The following is a 16386-nucleotide window of genomic DNA, read 5'->3' as shown; positions in this document are numbered from 1 at the left end:
CGCCCCAGTTAATGATGTTATGCACATCGTCTAGTTCTGATAGAGATTTATGTTCAATAACAAGAGAATCTGCAAATGAATTTTGTTGGGTGTTTTTCCAAGACATTTTGGGTGTTTTATGGTTGTTTTAGATGGGTGTTATTTTAGCAGATTGGGTTTTTTTTGTTGGGTTATACAAAGGTCTCTCGTGTTTATAAAAATCATCAGGTAGTTGAATTCTTTTTGGCATTGTTTTGTTGGTGAAAAAAATGATTATTATACACTATTTATGGTATTGTTATTTTTTGAATTTGGTATTACATCATTAATTTTTCAAGTCCGCAGTAAGAACACCAATTAAACGCATGGCATCCCCTTTATCAGAATGAATCATGATTAAATCTATCTATGTTTGAATAATACTGTCAACAATACCTAACACATTGTTAACCAGTTTTGGTTTTGCTGGTGCGACAAATTGAACTTTTCTAGTTTTGTAATCTATCGATTTAACCTGCTCACTCATCACAAACCCTGTTAATTTATCACTATCAACAGGAACATGAAAAGGATTTTTTCTATCAGTATTGGTAATAGGACAAACAACAGCCAACCCCATTCTTTTGTTAAAACTTGTATTGCTAATCACCAAAGCGGGTCTTCTTCCCTGTTGCTCATGTCCTGATTGTGGATTAAAACTAAGGACGACAAAATCACCCTTTTTAGGAATATAACTCACAATTTTTCTATGCCTTGAGTATCTGAAAAAACCTCACTCACTTGGTAATCACTAGGCACCTGTGCCAATAATTCATCGAGATTATGCTTGTGTTTTTTAACCACAGGTTTAATGATAATTCTACCTTTGTCAATATTAATATCCAACTTATCCCCTATAGAAATGTGCAGTTGACTTGTAATTGATTTTGATAATCTTAACCCTGCTGAATTACCCCATTTGGAAACGGTTGTTTGCATATTTCTTTGCTTTATTTTTATGTATATCAAAAGTATATCATAAAAGGGATTTGTTTGTTAGCTGGTTTTTATAAAAAACAACACTCTGACACTAATTATTTCTTTAACAAAACTAACAATCAAAATCCCTCGTACATTTAGCATAATTGGTTTTAATGCAGTGCCAATTGATAGAAAATCAATCAACCCTCTTTATGTTTATAATTTCCTGGTGTATTTTCTAAAGGTCTGATAAAAATCATCAAAGCAATCTTGACGAAGTGGAGTGATAATCCCTTGTGCTGTTGTTTACAAAGGTAGCGCAACAAGTTTAGAGTGCTTTAGATAGCTTTTAGTGGATGTCTTCTTTTTGGGTACTTTCTCTAGACAAGTAGAAAAAGTACCGAGCGTTGCCACGCAGCGACAAGATTAAAAAATAATTAAGCTTTGCTTGATTTAAGGCTCAATCAAATACGATAAAATCCCAAGCACTAAATACACCAATGAAGTCACCACCAAAGCTGCAGCAATCACTTGAGCAAGTTTGAGATTTTTACCCAGTAGTTTATTGTTTATCTTCCAAACAACATAACCAATAATAAATGCGATAACTAAAAGACGAAGGATAAACATGGCTGAATTGATTATTTAAGGGTTTTGGCTATTTTAGTCGCTAAGGTAAGGCTAATGCCGTTGACTTTTTGCATTTCTTCAACAGAGGCTTGCTTGAGCTCTTGCAAACCACCAAAATGATTAAGTAGTGCTGTTCGGCGTGCTTTGCCGATACCTTCAATGCCTTCAAGTGCTGAGGTTGTGCGTTTTTTACCGCGCTTTTGTCGGTGGTTTTTAATGGCAAAGCGATGTGATTCGTCACGAATATGGTTAATCAACATCAGGGCTTGGTCGTGTGGTGGTAGGTTGATTTTTTGTGTTTTGCCGTCTTTAACCAGTATCAAAGTTTCCAGCCCTGCTTTTCTCCCTTCGCCCTTTGCCACGCCAACGAGTTGAATAGATTCAACACCAATGGAGTCCATCACCATAATCGCTTGATTGAGTTGTCCCAAACCACCATCAATAAACACCACATCAGGTAAGGGTTTTTTATCTTTCAATAAACGCGAATAACGCCTAAAAACTGCCTGATTCATGGCTGCGTAGTCATCACCTGGGGTGATATTTTTGATATTAAATTGGCGATATTTTTTAATCTTTGGCAATCCTTTGTCAAACACCACGCAGGATGCGGTAGTTGCCTCACCCATGGTGTGGCTGATATCAAAACACTCCATGGTGTTTGGTAGGGTTTTAAGATTAAGCGTGGTTTGTAGTTGCTTTAGTTGTACGCGTTTGGTGAATTTAGAAGCCAGATGTTGTTTTAGGTTTTCCTGTGCGGTTAAATCGGCAATTTTTAGAAAGTGGCGCTTGTCTTTTTGTGGTGTGTCAATAATTTTGGTAGATAGCGCTTGGGCGATCAATGTTTTATCTGATAATTTTTCACTGAGTAATAGTTGCGTAGGGGTGTCTTTGCCTAAATAATACAAGGGCAAAAAGGCCGACAAAACTTCTGTGGTGTCTTTGCCTTTGGTGTGTTTTGGAAAAATACATTCTTGACCAATTTGCTTGCCTGAGCGTACAAATAACACTTCGACAGCATGAACGCCCTCTTGCGTGGCGACACTAATAACATCCATATTACCCATACTTTGAGAGCTGTGCTGTTCTTGAATCGTGCGTAGTCCAATCATTTGGTCACGCAAGTGCGCTGCTAATTCAAATTCTTGATTTTTGGCGGCTGCTTGCATTTTTTGTGAGATGTTGTCCAGCGTTTGCACACTCTTTCCTGATAAAAAAAGCGACATCATTTTGACATCTTGTGCGTAATCTTTATCGCTGATTTTATTCACACATGGTGCGCTACATAACGCGATCTGATATTCTAAACAAGGTCGTGAGCGAGCGCGATAGGTGGCGTTAGCGCATTGCCTAACTTTAAAAATTTTCTTTAATAAATTCAGCGAGTCTCGCACCACATGTGCGGATGGATAAGGACCAAAAAATTGATAATTTTTATGCCTTGTGCCTCGATAAAAACCCACTTTTGGGTGCTTGTCATTGGTGATATAAATATAGGGGTAGCTCTTTGCATCTTTTAGCAAAATGTTATATCTGGGTTTGTGCTGCTTAATCAGCTCGTTTTCTAACAACAATGCTTGTGTTTCTGTGTCGGTAATCACCACATCAAAATCATCAATATTAGCAACCAGCACTCTGGTTTTATCGTCTTGATGGGTTTTACTAAAATAACTGGATACGCGTTTTTTTAAATTTTTTGCCTTACCGACATAAATCACCATGCCTTGTTTATCAAGCATTTGATAAACACCGGGTTGCGTTGTTAAATTTTTTAGTTTTTCTGGCGCCATCGGGTAAAATAAAAAACTTTTAAAAAGTCTATGTAATTAAAAAATGATTAAAACGCTACTTATTATAGGGTCTATTTTATCGATGAATATGGCTTTAGCAACAAACAATATCTTGTCAATTAACGACTTTAATACACCAAGTGCAGCTGCACTTAGTATTTTCGAAAACACACTATCGTCAATTCAAGATCTTAGAACACAACAAAAAGCCACACCTGAAAATATCAAGGGGTTAATCAAGGAAAAATTATTACCCAATATTGCGATAAAATTTTCAACGCAACTGACGCTAAAAAAACACTGGCATAATTTAGATCATCAACAACAACAAATCTTCCAAGACTATATCGTAAAATCTTTAATCAAAGATTACGCTGGCGCTCTTAGTTCTTATGATAAATTTGATAGCCTTAAGATTTCAGCCGATCCTAATGTAAAACGCAAAGATGACAAGTCGATCGTCAAGTTATCTATCAATCTTAACAACGACCCGAAGCCTATTCGTATTTCTATAAAAATGATTTATTCGCAACAGTGGCGTGTGTATGATGTAGTGTTTTCAGGTATTAGTTTGATTAAAACTTACAAGGCACAATTTGATTCACATATTAAACGCAAGGGAATTGATAGCCTAACTAAAAAATTGATCAAAAAACTTGCGCAAAATTAAACTCACCATATAAATGTATAAATTAGTTATCCAAGGTGGCAAACCCCTGCAAGGCGCCATTAAAGCTTCAGGCTCTAAAAACTCCTCATTGCCTATTTTATTTGCCTCTATTTTGGCAGATGGTCCAATAACGCTTAATAATACACCGCAGCTGAGCGACATATCTACCACGCTCAGATTGTTAATGAGCATGGGTGCTGATTTTATTTTAGAATCAAACTCTTCCTTGTTTGTTGATTCATCAAAACTCAATAATTTGGTTGCCGATTACAATTTGGTTAAAACCATGCGTGCATCAATCTTGGTGCTAGGACCTATGTTGACAAAATATGGCGAAGCCAAAGTGTCGCTACCAGGCGGTTGCGCTATTGGTACACGCCCTGTTAATCTTCACTTGAAAGCATTAGAAGAGTTGGGTGCTAGTATTAGCGTTGGAAATGGCTATATTTACGCAAAAACTGATGGCTTGATAGGTGCAAATATTCATTTTGACCAAGTAACTGTAACCGCCACAGAAAATGTCATTATGGCTGCCACTTTAGCCAAAGGTACGAGCATAATTAACAACGCTGCACAAGAGCCAGAAGTCTCTGACTTGTGCTATTTCCTTAATAAAATGGGTGCAAAAATTAGCGGTATTGGCACCTCAATTATCACAGTTGAAGGTGTGAGTAAATTAAACAGTATAGAGTATTCAGTCTGCTCAGATCGTATTGAAGTAGGCACTTACTTGATCGCTGCTGCCATTACTGGTGGCTCTATTACTGTTAAAAATGCCAATCCTCAAACAATGCGTTCAGTGCTTGGAAAATTAATTGAAATCGGTGCTGACATTAAAACTGAAAAAGAATCAATCAGCCTTAACATGAAAGGCAAGCGACCAAAAGCCGTCAGTATTAAAACCGGCACTTATCCAAATTTTCCAACCGATATGCAAGCACAATTTACCGCATTAAATACGATTGCAAAAGGTCATAGTAGCATTACTGAAAATATTTTTGAAAATCGTTTCATGCACATTCCTGAGTTAATGCGTATGGGGGCTGACCTAACATTAGAGGGCAATACGGTGGTTTGTAAAGGCGTAAAATCACTCACTGGTGCGCACTTGATGGCAACTGATTTAAGGGCTTCGGCATCATTAGTGCTGGCAGGGTTGGCCGCTAAAGGCACCACCACGATTGAGCGTGTTTATCACCTTGACCGTGGCTATGAAACCATTGAAGAGAAATTAAAATCATTGGGCGCTGACATTGAAAGAGTCCAAGATTAATTAAGAGTATAAATTATGTTAACAATCGCATTGTCTAAAGGCAGAATTCTTAAACAAACCCTACCATTGCTAAAAAAAGCAGGGTTAGAAATTGCCGATAAAGAGCTGAATTCCAGAAAATTAATTCTAGACACCAACCTTGATGAGGTCAAGGTAATCGTTATTCGTGCCACTGATGTTCCCGTATTCGTGCAACACGGTGCAGCTGATATGGGTATCGCTGGCAAAGATGTCTTACTTGAACATGGTGCTAATGGCTTATTTGAATTGTTAGACTTGAATATTGCCCAATGCAAACTAATGGTAGCAGCAAGTGACAAAGAAAAATTAAAACAAGACACCTTGAAAATTGCCACCAAATATGTCAATTCTGCCAAACGCTATTTTGACGCTAAAAACCAACAAACTGAAATTATTAAACTCTACGGTGCAATGGAGCTCGCACCCGTCGTTGGTTTGGCGCACTGTATTGTTGATTTGGTTGACACGGGTAACACACTAAAGGCAAACGGTCTTATGCCACTTGAGCACATTGAGGACATTAGCTCTCGCCTTGTGGTGAACGCTGCATCATTCAAAACCAAAAATACACAAATCAAAACTTGGATTGAAAGTATTGAGAGAAATCTATGATAACCAATCTTAGTTCAACTCAATCTGATTTTCAACACAAACTGTCGAAATTACTCGCTTGGAATGATGTTTCAAACAAAGAAGTTATCAATACCGTTGATAACATTATTGCCAACATCAAAGCCAAAGGCGACGCAGCACTGATTGACTACAGTATTAAGTTCGATGGTGTTAATGCTAGCAGTATGGCAGATTTAACCCTTGATGCGGACATGCTAAAAACTGCCTTTGACAACTTAGGCGACAAAGAAAAAACCGCATTACAAGTTGCAGCCAACAGAGTACGCACCTATCACGAAAAGCAAAAGCAAACCACTTGGACTTACAGAGAAGACAACGGCACAATGTTGGGGCAAAAAATCACCCCGATTGAGCGTGTTGGCTTGTATGTACCTGGGGGTAAAGCCGCTTATCCTTCTTCGGTCTTGATGAATGCTATTCCTGCTAAAGTGGCTGGCGTTGAAGAATTAATCATGGTGGTACCTACGCCAAACGGTGTCATTGTACCACTGGTATTGGCAGCAGCTCACCTCTCAGGCGTAGACAGCGTTTATACCGTGGGTGGTGCACAAGCGATTGCAGCCCTTGCTCATGGTACTGAAACAGTGCCAAAGGTTGATAAAATCGTCGGTCCTGGTAATATTTATGTGGCAACTGCTAAACGCGCAGTATTTGGGCAAGTTGGCATTGATATGATTGCTGGACCGAGCGAGATATTGATTATTTGTGATGGCAAAACCGACCCTGATTGGATTGCCATGGATTTATTCTCACAAGCTGAACACGACGAAGACGCACAATCCATTTTATTGTGTCCTGATGCAGACTTTATCGCTCAAGTAGAAGCAAGCATTGCTAAACTTTTACCAACCATGACTAGAAAAACGATTATTGCCAAGGCACTTAAAGAGCGTGGCGCTTTAATCCACACCAAAGACATAACTGAGGCAATTAAGATTTCCAATCAAATTGCCCCTGAGCATTTAGAGTTCTGTGTTGAAGACCCAGAATCCATGCTTGATGATATTAAGCACGCTGGCGCTATCTTTATGGGTAGAAATACCTGTGAGGCAATCGGTGATTATTGTGCAGGGCCTAATCATGTACTGCCTACCTCAGGCACGGCGCGTTTTTCATCACCACTCGGCGTTTATGACTTTCAGAAAAAATCCTCTCTAATTATGATGTCTGATAAAGGCGCAAACACGCTCGGTGAGATCGCTGCTACCTTGGCTGATGGTGAGGGTTTACAGGCTCACGCGCGATCTGCCCGCTATCGTATTCAAAAATCATAAACAATTATAAATAAAATTATCTATAATAAGGATTATGGCAGATATTATTCAAGTTAAAAATCCACGCACTAATCGTTATGTCAAAATTGATCGCGACAAGGGTCGTATTCTTTCACACAAAAAAAGTGATGGTCCGTATGCTAAAGTACCTGTGGCAAAAAAGCGTAAGTGATTATTTACAGTCCTATTGATGGCGATGCCATCAATTATTTGATTAAATTTCGTCCAAAACATTGTTTTTTAATTACCCAACTAGGAAAAACAAAACCCAAACTAGTTTCAGATATTGAGCAATCTATAAAAGATTGCTGTCAATCGTTTGAATATAAAGTTATAGATGCAAGTGCGGAAAGAACTGGTAGAGATTTTTTATTAAAAATATGGAAAATTATTGAATCTGTACCAGTATGTATTGTTATTATTCACGAAGATACGCCCATCAAAACCCAAGCAAACTTATATTACGAACTTGGTGTAGCACAAGCACTGGGGAAAGAAACTGTCATTATTAAAACACCTAGAGCTGAAATGCCATCAGATTTCAATCGATCAGAATACATAGAATTTAACAATAATTTTAAAGAAGAGTTTAAAAAATTCTTAAAAGCCACCCAAGTACAGGCAGATCATTATGAAGAACTATCAGAACTTTTGGAACAGGAGCCCATCTTGGCAATAGATTATCTAAAAAGAGCATTTTTAATTACTGGTAATAAAAATTATAAATCACACGCTAAAAAAATATTAAAGACAATTAACACAGATAGTCGCGCTAAAAACAGTATTGAGCACTTTTCGGCTGCTTTTTCAAAACAATCTTAACACAAAATTTCAAAAAGGGAACTTGTTACCACCACCCATAGGCGGTAATTTCATTTTAGACAGGTCTGGTAGTCCACCCTCAGCGCCCTGCATACCGCCCATCTTTTGTATCATTTTTTGCATTTTTCCGCCACCCATTTTCTTCATTTGTTTTTGCATTTTTTCAAACTGTTTGAGTAGTTTATTAACATCTTGTGGTCCTGTACCAGAGCCTCTAGCAATACGATTTTTGCGTGAACCCTTGATAAGTTTGGTGTGCGTGCGTTCTTTAGGTGTCATAGAATTAATAATAGCCACCATTTTTTTACTTTCTACTGCCCCCATCATTTGATTCTTAACACTTTGAGGTATTTGCCCCATGCCTGGCATTTTATCCATCAAGGCTTCTATACCACCCATTTGTTCCATTTGCAGCAGTTGATCACGCATATCTTCCAAATCAAACTGCCCTTTTGCCATTTTCTTGGCGACTTTTTCTGCTTTTTTATGGTCAACTTTTTGTCCAATTTCTTCAATCAATGACAAAACATCGCCCATGCCTAATAGGCGTGAGACAATTCTATCTGGGTGGAATGGCTCTAGTGCGTCAACTTTTTCACCCACACCTAAAAACTTAATTGGCTTGCCGGTGATATGGCGTACTGAAAGCGCCGCACCACCTCGTGCATCACCATCAGTTTTGGTTAAAATAATACCTGTCAATGGCAAAGCATCAGCAAAAACTTTGGCAGTATGTGCTGCATCTTGACCGGTCATTGAATCAACCACAAATAAGGTTTCAATCGGATTAACTTTTTTCTGCAAGACTTGGATTTCATCCATCATCTCACTATCCACATGCAATCGACCTGCGGTGTCAACTAAAAGCACATCAAAAAATTGTTTTTGTGCGTGTTTCTTAGCCTTGGCAACAATACTTACGGGCTTTTCATTAATATTAGACGGGAAGAAGTCCACGCCAACTTGTTGTGCCAACACTGCCAATTGTTTGATCGCTGCTGGACGATAAACATCAGCACTGACGACTAAGACTTTTTTGTTTTCACGCTCTTTTAAGTAACGCGCCAGCTTGGCAATTGAAGTGGTTTTACCCGCACCTTGCAAACCTGCTACCATTACCACTGCTGGTGGTTGTGCTTTGAGATCTAGAGTTTTGTTCTCACCGCCAATAATCTGTGTTAATTCTGATTCAACTAACTTAATAAAAGCCTGTGATGGGTTTAGCCCCTCGCCGACTTTCAAACCTAAGGCTTTTTCTTGTACCTTATCAAGGAATACTTTAATCACCTCAAGTGCAACATCTGCCTCTAGCAAAGCACGGCGCACCTGACGAATAGCGTCTTTAATATTGGATTCGGAGAGTTTATTTTTGCCTTGTAAAGCTTTAAAACTGTTGGAGAGTCTATCGGTTAAGTTGTTAAACATTTTTTGTGTTAATAAGAGGTAAATATACTATTATAATGACTTATATTTACCTACGCAAAGTTGATTATGCTTTTATCTTATTTCGCAATCATCGCTTATTTATTAGCAGCCCTATTATTAATGCGTTTTTTCACACAAGACAACGCTCAGCACAAACACCAAAAAAGCGTTTTTTTATTGCTCAGTTTTGCCATAATCACACACACCTTAACTTTCACAAATTTTTGGACGACTAACGGTGTATTCTTTGGGCTTGCCAACAGCGCCTCTTTTTCTGCTTGGTTAATCTCGGTTTTGTTATTCTTATCCTCACTCTCCAAGCCCGTACATGCACTGGGTGTTTTGGTTTATCCACTGACTGCTTTATCACTTGCCTTTAGTCTTTTATTCCCTGATACTGCTGGCAAAACCATCTCGTTAAGCATTGCCTCACATGTATTTTTATCTATTACTGCCTACGCTCTGCTTGCTTTGGCAGTGTGTCAATCAGTGTTACTAAAAATCCAAGAAAACTACTTACACGCCAAAAAAATCAACAGTTTTATCAATAAACTTCCATCATTGCAAACCATGGAAAGACTAATGTTTCAAGGTTTACGAGTTGGTTTTTACCTGCTAACTTTATCACTTATTACCGGCTTTATCTTTATTGACGATTTCTTTGCACAACACCTTATTCACAAAACAGTGCTTTCATTAGTGGCTTGGATTATTTTCGCTGTGTTAATCTTTGGGCACAAACTCTTTGGCTGGCGTGGAAAACAAGCCATTACCGCCATACAGTTAGGGTTTAGTGTGTTGTTGTTGGCTTATTTTGGCTCTAAGTTTGTCTTAGAGCGTTTGCTGTCTTAAAGAACACCCTTAAAAATCCCAACACAATTTATAAAATATGATAGAATCTCACAATAACAACAATGAAACCTATAAAAAATATGAAACCTATAAAAAAAATTATCTCTGTACTATTATTTCAATCATTGCTATTCGCCCCGTCTATGGTCAAAGCCTATGGGCTAGAGGGTCACTTAAGTATTTTAAATATTGCACTTAATCAACTTTCTGTAGAAAAACGAGCAAAAATCACCCCTTTGTTGTCAGATATCCTTGATCAACTTAGCGATTCTGAAAAGAATCTTAATCCCATTATATCCGCTAGTTGGTTAGACAATATGCACAATATTGAGGTGTTAAGCAAGGCACATTTTTCTGGCAGAACAATACACAACCCCCAAAAGATTCCTCTTCCGAAGAATGCAAACGAAGTTCTTTTTTACAAATTAGACCTATACTGGAACCTTGAAAAGGTTTTACATGCATTCAAAAAACACAAATTAAACCCAAAAGACAATCCTCTAAGCAAATTTAAACAGTCTTTATTATTAATGTATTTAGTGCATTTAGTCGGAGATGCTCATCAACCGCTACATGTGATAGAGCCTTTATATAAAGTGTATAAAACCAAAAGAAATCCTTATGGAGAAACCTATGGCGCCAATTCAATTCTTGTTAAAACATCTGCAACTGGCAAATGTTTAAGAACAAGAGAATTACACGCAATTTGGGATGGCATGGGATGTTTAACCGATGCAGCAAGAAAGCAATACCCACCAGAAACAGGAAACATTCAAGAATATTTCATCAATGCTGAAAAGTTTTTTGCTAAAAACCTAGTTAAAGATTTCGTTGCCAATATAGTAAAAAGTACCACAATAGACCCAAAAAAATATCAAATGGGTTTTAGCACTAAAGCCTGGATAAACGATTTACAACAATTTGATAAAAATGTATTTTCCGCCATAGACGCTGATATTGTTAAATTAAAAGACCCTAAAGACAGTATTGTTTTAACAGATGATTATTTAAACAATGTTAAACAAACTACCATTAATTTAGTGTACTTAGCAGGATTGCGTTTGGGTTATATTCTTAATTCTATCTATTAAGAAAACCCCTTCTCTTTAGAGTCTATATAAGTTTTGGACTCTCTATCGGGTTTTTAAAAATATTACAAAGACAAATATTTAACTAGAGAGACCTTTGTATAAATAGAGAGGATTGGAAAAACCCACTTTTCACCTACTTGGCGATTTTTTTAAAGCTTGTCCTAGCAGAGCTAAGGCTGGATTTAAAAAAATCGCCAAGTGGGTGAAAAGTGGGTTTTTGATGGTTATTCCTATTTATGCAAAGATCTCTAAGTAATTATTTTTTTGAAAATAGCATTGGGTCGTTATTGTATTTTCCATAACAAAACTGCGATATCCGCTAAATCGCTTTGCCTAGAATTGATAGCAACCTCATCCCAATCCGAATATGAGTCAATATCATTAATTTGATATTTTGTGTTTGATATTTTTGGTTTCTTTTCTGAAAATGGCTCTTGAGCCATATTGTCTTGAGATGAGACTAACGCCATGTTGCCTAAACGCTGATTAAAGACAGCATAATTCTTTCCAAAATATTCACACCAATGATTATCAGACTCTTCAGGTAATATGTGCTCAACGGTTAATTTACTTTCGTCTACTGCACTATTGTTACTGTTGTATTCCTCCAACCGAGCTAATAAATAACGCGCCTTTTTATTTGACTGTTTGGTCGGAAAGGTTTTTTCAGTAAAATCACTTTTAAAGCGTTCGTCGCTTGGGTACAAGGTGAGTAATTTTTGTTTAATCTCTTGAATTCCACACCCATCTTGTATATCAACGCAAATTTTACTATAAAGATTTTCTTGCTCTCCAGTGTGTTCTCTGCAAATAACATTGTAGCGCAATGACAGATTTTTAATCCACTTTAGAATACGATGAAATTCTGATTCAAAATTTAGGCAACTGGAAAATAACAGGCTAATTGGTTGGCTAATACCAAACATTTTCAGAAACAACAAGTCTCTCTTTATTTCTTTATATTCTGGAAAATCTTTCCAAAACTCTTCTTCTGGATTGATTAATGCTGCATAAAGATAACAATGGCTACTCAATTGATTTAAATACTTTCTAGCAAGAGTGTCGTTTGTTATTTCTTTTTTTATTGATTTAAACAATAAATTTTGCCTTACTTTTTTATGACGACTGTTCCATTCTGTTAGAAGGTAATCGGTGTAGTTTTTACCAAAAATATTGACACCAATTTTTTCCCATTGTTCATCCAGTTTATCTATGAATTTATCAGGCATATCTTGACTGATGTCAATTGTTGAGAACAAGTAATTTTTTAGCAGATCTGCTGATGACAATCTCACGCCCCTAGCATTTAATGTTTCAAAAACTTTATATGCATTAAGTTCATCGCCAATAAATATAGTAGTAAACAAGGTCTTTCTAGCAACATTTCCAATTAAGGCGTTAATCTTTTCACCTTGTGAGAATTGCTCATGACAAAAATTTTCATAAAAGAAGTCTAATGCATCGTGCATCAATCTAGTAGTTTTATTAACACTTCTTTTGGGTATCGGCTGTCCTGAAACTGCTTGGTTATAATAATAATCATTGTTACGATTAAGTGTTAACTTATTTTCTATTGTTAGATAAGTTAAATCTTCAGTGCCTATAAAGGTTCTGAGTAGCAGGTTTGCTCTTTCCTCATCATTAATCTCTTTTAATCTTTTAATGGCCGCTAAAACAATCAGTGAGAATGTAGTAAATCGCTGTTGTCCATCAATGACACTAAAGACGCTGTCTTCTTTTTCTTGTAAAACCAAATACCCCATATAATGGTATTCATCAACATTCTCATGAATAAATTCAATGTCTTCCCACAAATCTTGCCATTGCTCTTGCCCCCATGAATAATCTCTTTGAAATTTTGGTACAAGGTATTTCTTGCCATTGCCCAACAAGTCTCTGAGATTTAGGTCGTCTGTGTTTATTTTTAGTTTATTTCCCATAATTTTAGGTGTTTTAAAGAAAATATTCTATACTAATACTAATCAATATGCAAAACTGCCAAAAACGCCTCTTGAGGAATATCTACTCTGCCAACGCTGCGCATACGCTTCTTACCTTTTTTCTGTTTATCAAGTAATTTGCGTTTGCGAGAAACATCGCCACCATAACACTTGGCAGTTACATTTTTTCTAAGGGCTTTAACATTGGTTCTGGCAATCACTTTGACGCCAATACAGGCTTGAATAGCAACATCAAACATTTGTCTTGGCACCAGCTCTTTCATTTTTTCGGCAATCTCCCTGCCTTTGCGCACGGAGTCTTCACGGTGAATAATAAGCGCCAAGGCATCGACCGATTCTTGATTAATTTGAATATCAAGACGGATTAAATCCGAGGCTTGGTAGCGTGCAAACTGGTAATCCATTGAGGCAAAACCTCGTGATACCGATTTTAATCTATCAAAGAAATCAAGCACCACTTCATTGAGTGGTAACTCATATACCATTGAGACTTGCTTACCCATATAAGTTAGGTTCTTTTGCACACCTCGTTTTGAAACACACAGGCTAATCACATTACCGACAAACTCATCTGTTACTAAAATATTGGCAGTAATAATTGGCTCTCTAAACTCGTCAATAAATTGATTTTCTGGCATTTTTGATGGGCTATCAACACGCAATGTATTGCCCTTAGTGTCTAAAATCTCATACACCACAGTGGGTGCGGTGGTGATTAAATCCAAATCATATTCCCGCTCTAAGCGCTCTTGAACGATTTCCATATGCAGCAAACCCAAGAAACCAATCCTAAAACCAAAGCCTAGGGCATCAGAATTTTCAGGCTCGTATTGTAATGCTGCATCATTGAGTCTAAGTTTTGCCAACGCATCGCGGAATTTTTCATAATCTTCACCTGAGATGGGAAACAAACCTGCAAATACACGAGGCTGCACTGGTTTAAAACCCTCTAAAGGCTCGGTTACTGGATTTTTAATACTGGTAATCGTGTCGCCCACTGGTGCACCGTCAATGTTTTTAATATTGGCGATTAAGAAACCCACTTCACCTGCTTTTAAGCTTGTGGTTTTGACCCGCTTAGGCGTAAACACACCGACTTCATCCACCAAATGCTCATGGCCATTAGAGAAAATTTTAATCTTATCTTTTGGCTTAATCTCGCCATCCATAACGCGAACAAGAGAGACAACCCCTAGATAATTATCAAACCAAGAATCAATAATTAATGCCTTAGTTGTGGCCTCTACGCTGCCTTTTGGCGCGGGAATTCTTTCAACAATTTGCTCTAAGATATCCTCAATACCCACACCCGATTTGGCACTGGCGTGAACGGCGTCTTGCGCTTCAACACCAATCACATCTTCAATTTCATCCACCACGCGCTCAGGGTCTGCCGCTGGCAGGTCAATTTTATTTAGTACTGTTACCACTTCTAAGCCTTGCTCAATGGCAGTATAACAATTAGCCACCGTTTGTGCTTCTACCCCTTGCGAGGCATCAACAATGAGTAGTGCACCTTCACAAGCAGACAGTGAACGCGAGACTTCATAAGAAAAATCCACATGCCCTGGTGTGTCAATAAAGTTGAGCTGATAAGTTTCACCATTTTTGGCATGATAGTCCAGTGTTACACTTTGCGATTTGATGGTGATACCGCGTTCTTTTTCAATATCCATTGAATCTAATACTTGTGCTGACATCTCTCGATCGCTTAAACCGCCACAGAATTGAATGAATCGATCGGCAATGGTCGATTTTCCATGGTCAATATGGGCAATAATTGAAAAATTACGAATGTTTTTCATGTAGGTGTTAAAATTGGAATTTTTAAACCCGAAATTATACCGTTATGAATAAAGTCCAACCAACTACCTGCCAAGCCACAAGCAATTTAGAAATTAGCATTCCTGATACGCAAGGGCACAATATCGTTTTGTATTTTTACCCCAAAGATGCCACGCCAGGATGCACCACTGAAGGGCAAGATTTTAGAGACAATCATCAAGCATTTTTAGACGCCAATACCATCATTTATGGTGTCTCAAAAGACGATTTAACCAAACATGAAAAATTCAAGACCAAGCAAGCATTTCCATTTGAATTGATTGCCGATGTAGAGGGAGATTTATGTGAAGCATTTGATGTTTGGCAGCTAAAAAAATTCATGGGGCGTGAATATATGGGCATTGTGCGCTCTACCTTTATCATTGATGCCAAAGGTAATATTCTTAAAGCCTGGGATAAAGTTAAAGTTAAAGGTCATGTTGAAGAGGTTTTGCAAGCAGTGCAAGCATTATGAGCAATGTAGATATTGATGAAGTTAATAAGTTTGCCGCATTAGCATCGCGCTGGTGGGATAAAAACTCTGAATTCAAACCACTACATGACATTAATCCACTACGCCTAAACTACATTAAAGAAAAATGTGGTGGCTCGTTAAAAGACAAAAAAATCCTTGATGTTGGCTGTGGTGGTGGCATCTTAGCAGAATCCCTCGCTCTAGAAGGTGCGATTGTTACCGGTATTGATATGGCAGAAGCAGGCTTAGAAGTTGCCAAACTACACTTACTTGAGTCGGGTTTAGAAGTAGATTATCAAAAAATCCCTGTCGAAGATTTTGCCAAAGATAACGCTCAAGCCTTTGATATTGTAACCTGCCTAGAAATGCTAGAACATGTGCCTGACCCATCCTCAATCATCAAAGCTTGTAGTGCGCTCGTTAAAGCTGATGGGCAGCTATTTTTCTCCACCCTTAACCGCAATGCAAAATCTTACTTATTTGCCATTATTGGCGCAGAATACATCCTCAAACTCCTGCCACAAGGCACTCATGACTGGGACAAGTTCATCAAACCGAGCGAAATGGACGAATGGGCAAGACACTCAGATTTAACCCTAAAAAGCATGATTGGCATGACTTACAACCCTTTTACAAAAACTTATAAGCTTGAAAGTGATGTGAGTGTGAATTATCTGTGTTTTTATCAGAAATAATCTAAACAGTT

At 37.7% G+C, this 16386-nt stretch carries 17 protein-coding genes and 1 pseudogene; 10 read left to right on the top strand and 8 right to left on the bottom strand.

The annotated features are described in order from the left end of the window. The 5 genes and pseudogenes from BBROOKSOX_RS12575 to uvrC all read right to left on the bottom strand — a co-directional run. Positions 1–106, bottom strand: a pseudogene (locus tag BBROOKSOX_RS12575) (IS30 family transposase); the annotation flags it as partial. Positions 107–385: 279 nt separating this feature from the next. Then, entirely contained in the window at positions 386–718 is a 333-nt protein-coding gene (locus tag BBROOKSOX_RS00930) for a type II toxin-antitoxin system PemK/MazF family toxin (protein WP_257607712.1), read from the bottom strand. After that, positions 715–957, bottom strand: coding sequence for an AbrB/MazE/SpoVT family DNA-binding domain-containing protein (locus tag BBROOKSOX_RS00925; RefSeq protein WP_139659284.1), 243 nt, complete (start codon positions 955–957; stop codon positions 715–717). Before BBROOKSOX_RS00925 ends, BBROOKSOX_RS00930 begins: the two co-directional genes overlap by 4 nt. Positions 958–1392: 435 nt before the next feature. Next, positions 1393–1569 carry a hypothetical protein gene (locus BBROOKSOX_RS00920; RefSeq protein ID WP_180323799.1) on the bottom strand — a complete coding sequence of 59 codons (177 nt, stop codon included), beginning with the start codon at positions 1567–1569 and terminating at the stop codon, positions 1393–1395. A gap of 11 nt (positions 1570–1580) precedes the next feature. After that, on the bottom strand, positions 1581–3359 hold the full coding sequence (gene uvrC / locus BBROOKSOX_RS00915) for an excinuclease ABC subunit UvrC (RefSeq protein WP_139659283.1): 1779 nt from the start codon (positions 3357–3359) through the stop codon (positions 1581–1583). Positions 3360–3402: 43 nt separating this feature from the next. On the opposite strand from uvrC, the gene BBROOKSOX_RS00910 reads away from it, so the two are divergent. The 6 genes from BBROOKSOX_RS00910 to BBROOKSOX_RS00885 are packed head-to-tail and all read left to right on the top strand — an operon-like array spanning position 3403 to position 8052. Beyond that, positions 3403–4029: an MlaC/ttg2D family ABC transporter substrate-binding protein gene (locus BBROOKSOX_RS00910; protein WP_139659282.1), complete on the top strand. Its 627-nt coding sequence runs from the start codon at positions 3403–3405 to the stop codon at positions 4027–4029. Between the two features lie 13 nt (positions 4030–4042). Further along, complete coding sequence (gene murA / locus BBROOKSOX_RS00905) at positions 4043–5302, top strand: UDP-N-acetylglucosamine 1-carboxyvinyltransferase (RefSeq protein WP_139659281.1); 1260 nt, start codon at positions 4043–4045, stop codon at positions 5300–5302. 15 nt (positions 5303–5317) lie between these two features. Then, a complete protein-coding gene (hisG, locus tag BBROOKSOX_RS00900) occupies positions 5318–5935 on the top strand; it encodes an ATP phosphoribosyltransferase (protein ID WP_139659280.1) in 618 nt (205 codons plus the stop codon). Beyond that, on the top strand, positions 5932–7230 hold the full coding sequence (hisD, locus tag BBROOKSOX_RS00895) for a histidinol dehydrogenase (RefSeq protein ID WP_139659279.1): 1299 nt from the start codon (positions 5932–5934) through the stop codon (positions 7228–7230). Before hisG ends, hisD begins: the two co-directional genes overlap by 4 nt. A gap of 34 nt (positions 7231–7264) precedes the next feature. After that, positions 7265–7402 (top strand): hypothetical protein, encoded by a 138-nt coding sequence (locus BBROOKSOX_RS00890; protein WP_180323798.1) that lies wholly within the window; start codon positions 7265–7267, stop codon positions 7400–7402. Next, positions 7399–8052, top strand: coding sequence for a hypothetical protein (locus BBROOKSOX_RS00885; RefSeq protein ID WP_139659278.1), 654 nt, complete (start codon positions 7399–7401; stop codon positions 8050–8052). The genes BBROOKSOX_RS00890 and BBROOKSOX_RS00885 overlap by 4 nt, the downstream gene beginning before the upstream one ends. Positions 8053–8061: 9 nt before the next feature. Here BBROOKSOX_RS00885 and ffh read toward each other — a convergent pair whose 3' ends face one another. Further along, on the bottom strand, positions 8062–9477 hold the full coding sequence (ffh, locus tag BBROOKSOX_RS00880; protein WP_139659277.1) for a signal recognition particle protein: 1416 nt from the start codon (positions 9475–9477) through the stop codon (positions 8062–8064). 66 nt (positions 9478–9543) lie between these two features. Here ffh and BBROOKSOX_RS00875 point away from each other — a divergent pair, with 66 nt between their 5' ends. Further along, the gene (locus BBROOKSOX_RS00875; RefSeq protein WP_139659276.1) at positions 9544–10329 is read left to right on the top strand and encodes a cytochrome C assembly family protein; all 786 of its coding nucleotides are present in this window, start codon (positions 9544–9546) and stop codon (positions 10327–10329) included. Between the two features lie 80 nt (positions 10330–10409). Beyond that, entirely contained in the window at positions 10410–11420 is a 1011-nt protein-coding gene (locus tag BBROOKSOX_RS00870; protein WP_218973689.1) for a S1/P1 nuclease, read from the top strand. A gap of 284 nt (positions 11421–11704) precedes the next feature. On the opposite strand, the gene BBROOKSOX_RS00865 is transcribed toward BBROOKSOX_RS00870, so the two are convergent. Both BBROOKSOX_RS00865 and lepA read right to left on the bottom strand, forming a co-directional pair. Further along, positions 11705–13360, bottom strand: coding sequence for a DUF262 domain-containing protein (locus BBROOKSOX_RS00865; protein WP_139659274.1), 1656 nt, complete (start codon positions 13358–13360; stop codon positions 11705–11707). A gap of 38 nt (positions 13361–13398) precedes the next feature. Further along, positions 13399–15186, bottom strand: coding sequence for a translation elongation factor 4 (lepA, locus tag BBROOKSOX_RS00860; protein WP_139659273.1), 1788 nt, complete (start codon positions 15184–15186; stop codon positions 13399–13401). A 44-nt stretch (positions 15187–15230) separates the two neighbouring features. Between lepA and BBROOKSOX_RS00855 the strand changes: the two genes are divergently transcribed. Continuing rightward, positions 15231–15680: a peroxiredoxin gene (locus BBROOKSOX_RS00855; RefSeq protein ID WP_139659272.1), complete on the top strand. Its 450-nt coding sequence runs from the start codon at positions 15231–15233 to the stop codon at positions 15678–15680. After that, entirely contained in the window at positions 15677–16375 is a 699-nt protein-coding gene (gene ubiG, locus BBROOKSOX_RS00850) for a bifunctional 2-polyprenyl-6-hydroxyphenol methylase/3-demethylubiquinol 3-O-methyltransferase UbiG (RefSeq protein ID WP_180323797.1), read from the top strand. Before BBROOKSOX_RS00855 ends, ubiG begins: the two co-directional genes overlap by 4 nt. Positions 16376–16386 lie beyond the last annotated feature (11 nt).

It is taken from the genome of bacterium endosymbiont of Bathymodiolus sp. 5 South (genome assembly GCF_900128535.1).
GTDB lineage: Bacteria > Pseudomonadota > Gammaproteobacteria > PS1 > Pseudothioglobaceae > Thiodubiliella.
This window is presented reverse-complemented; position numbering and strand designations above follow the sequence as displayed.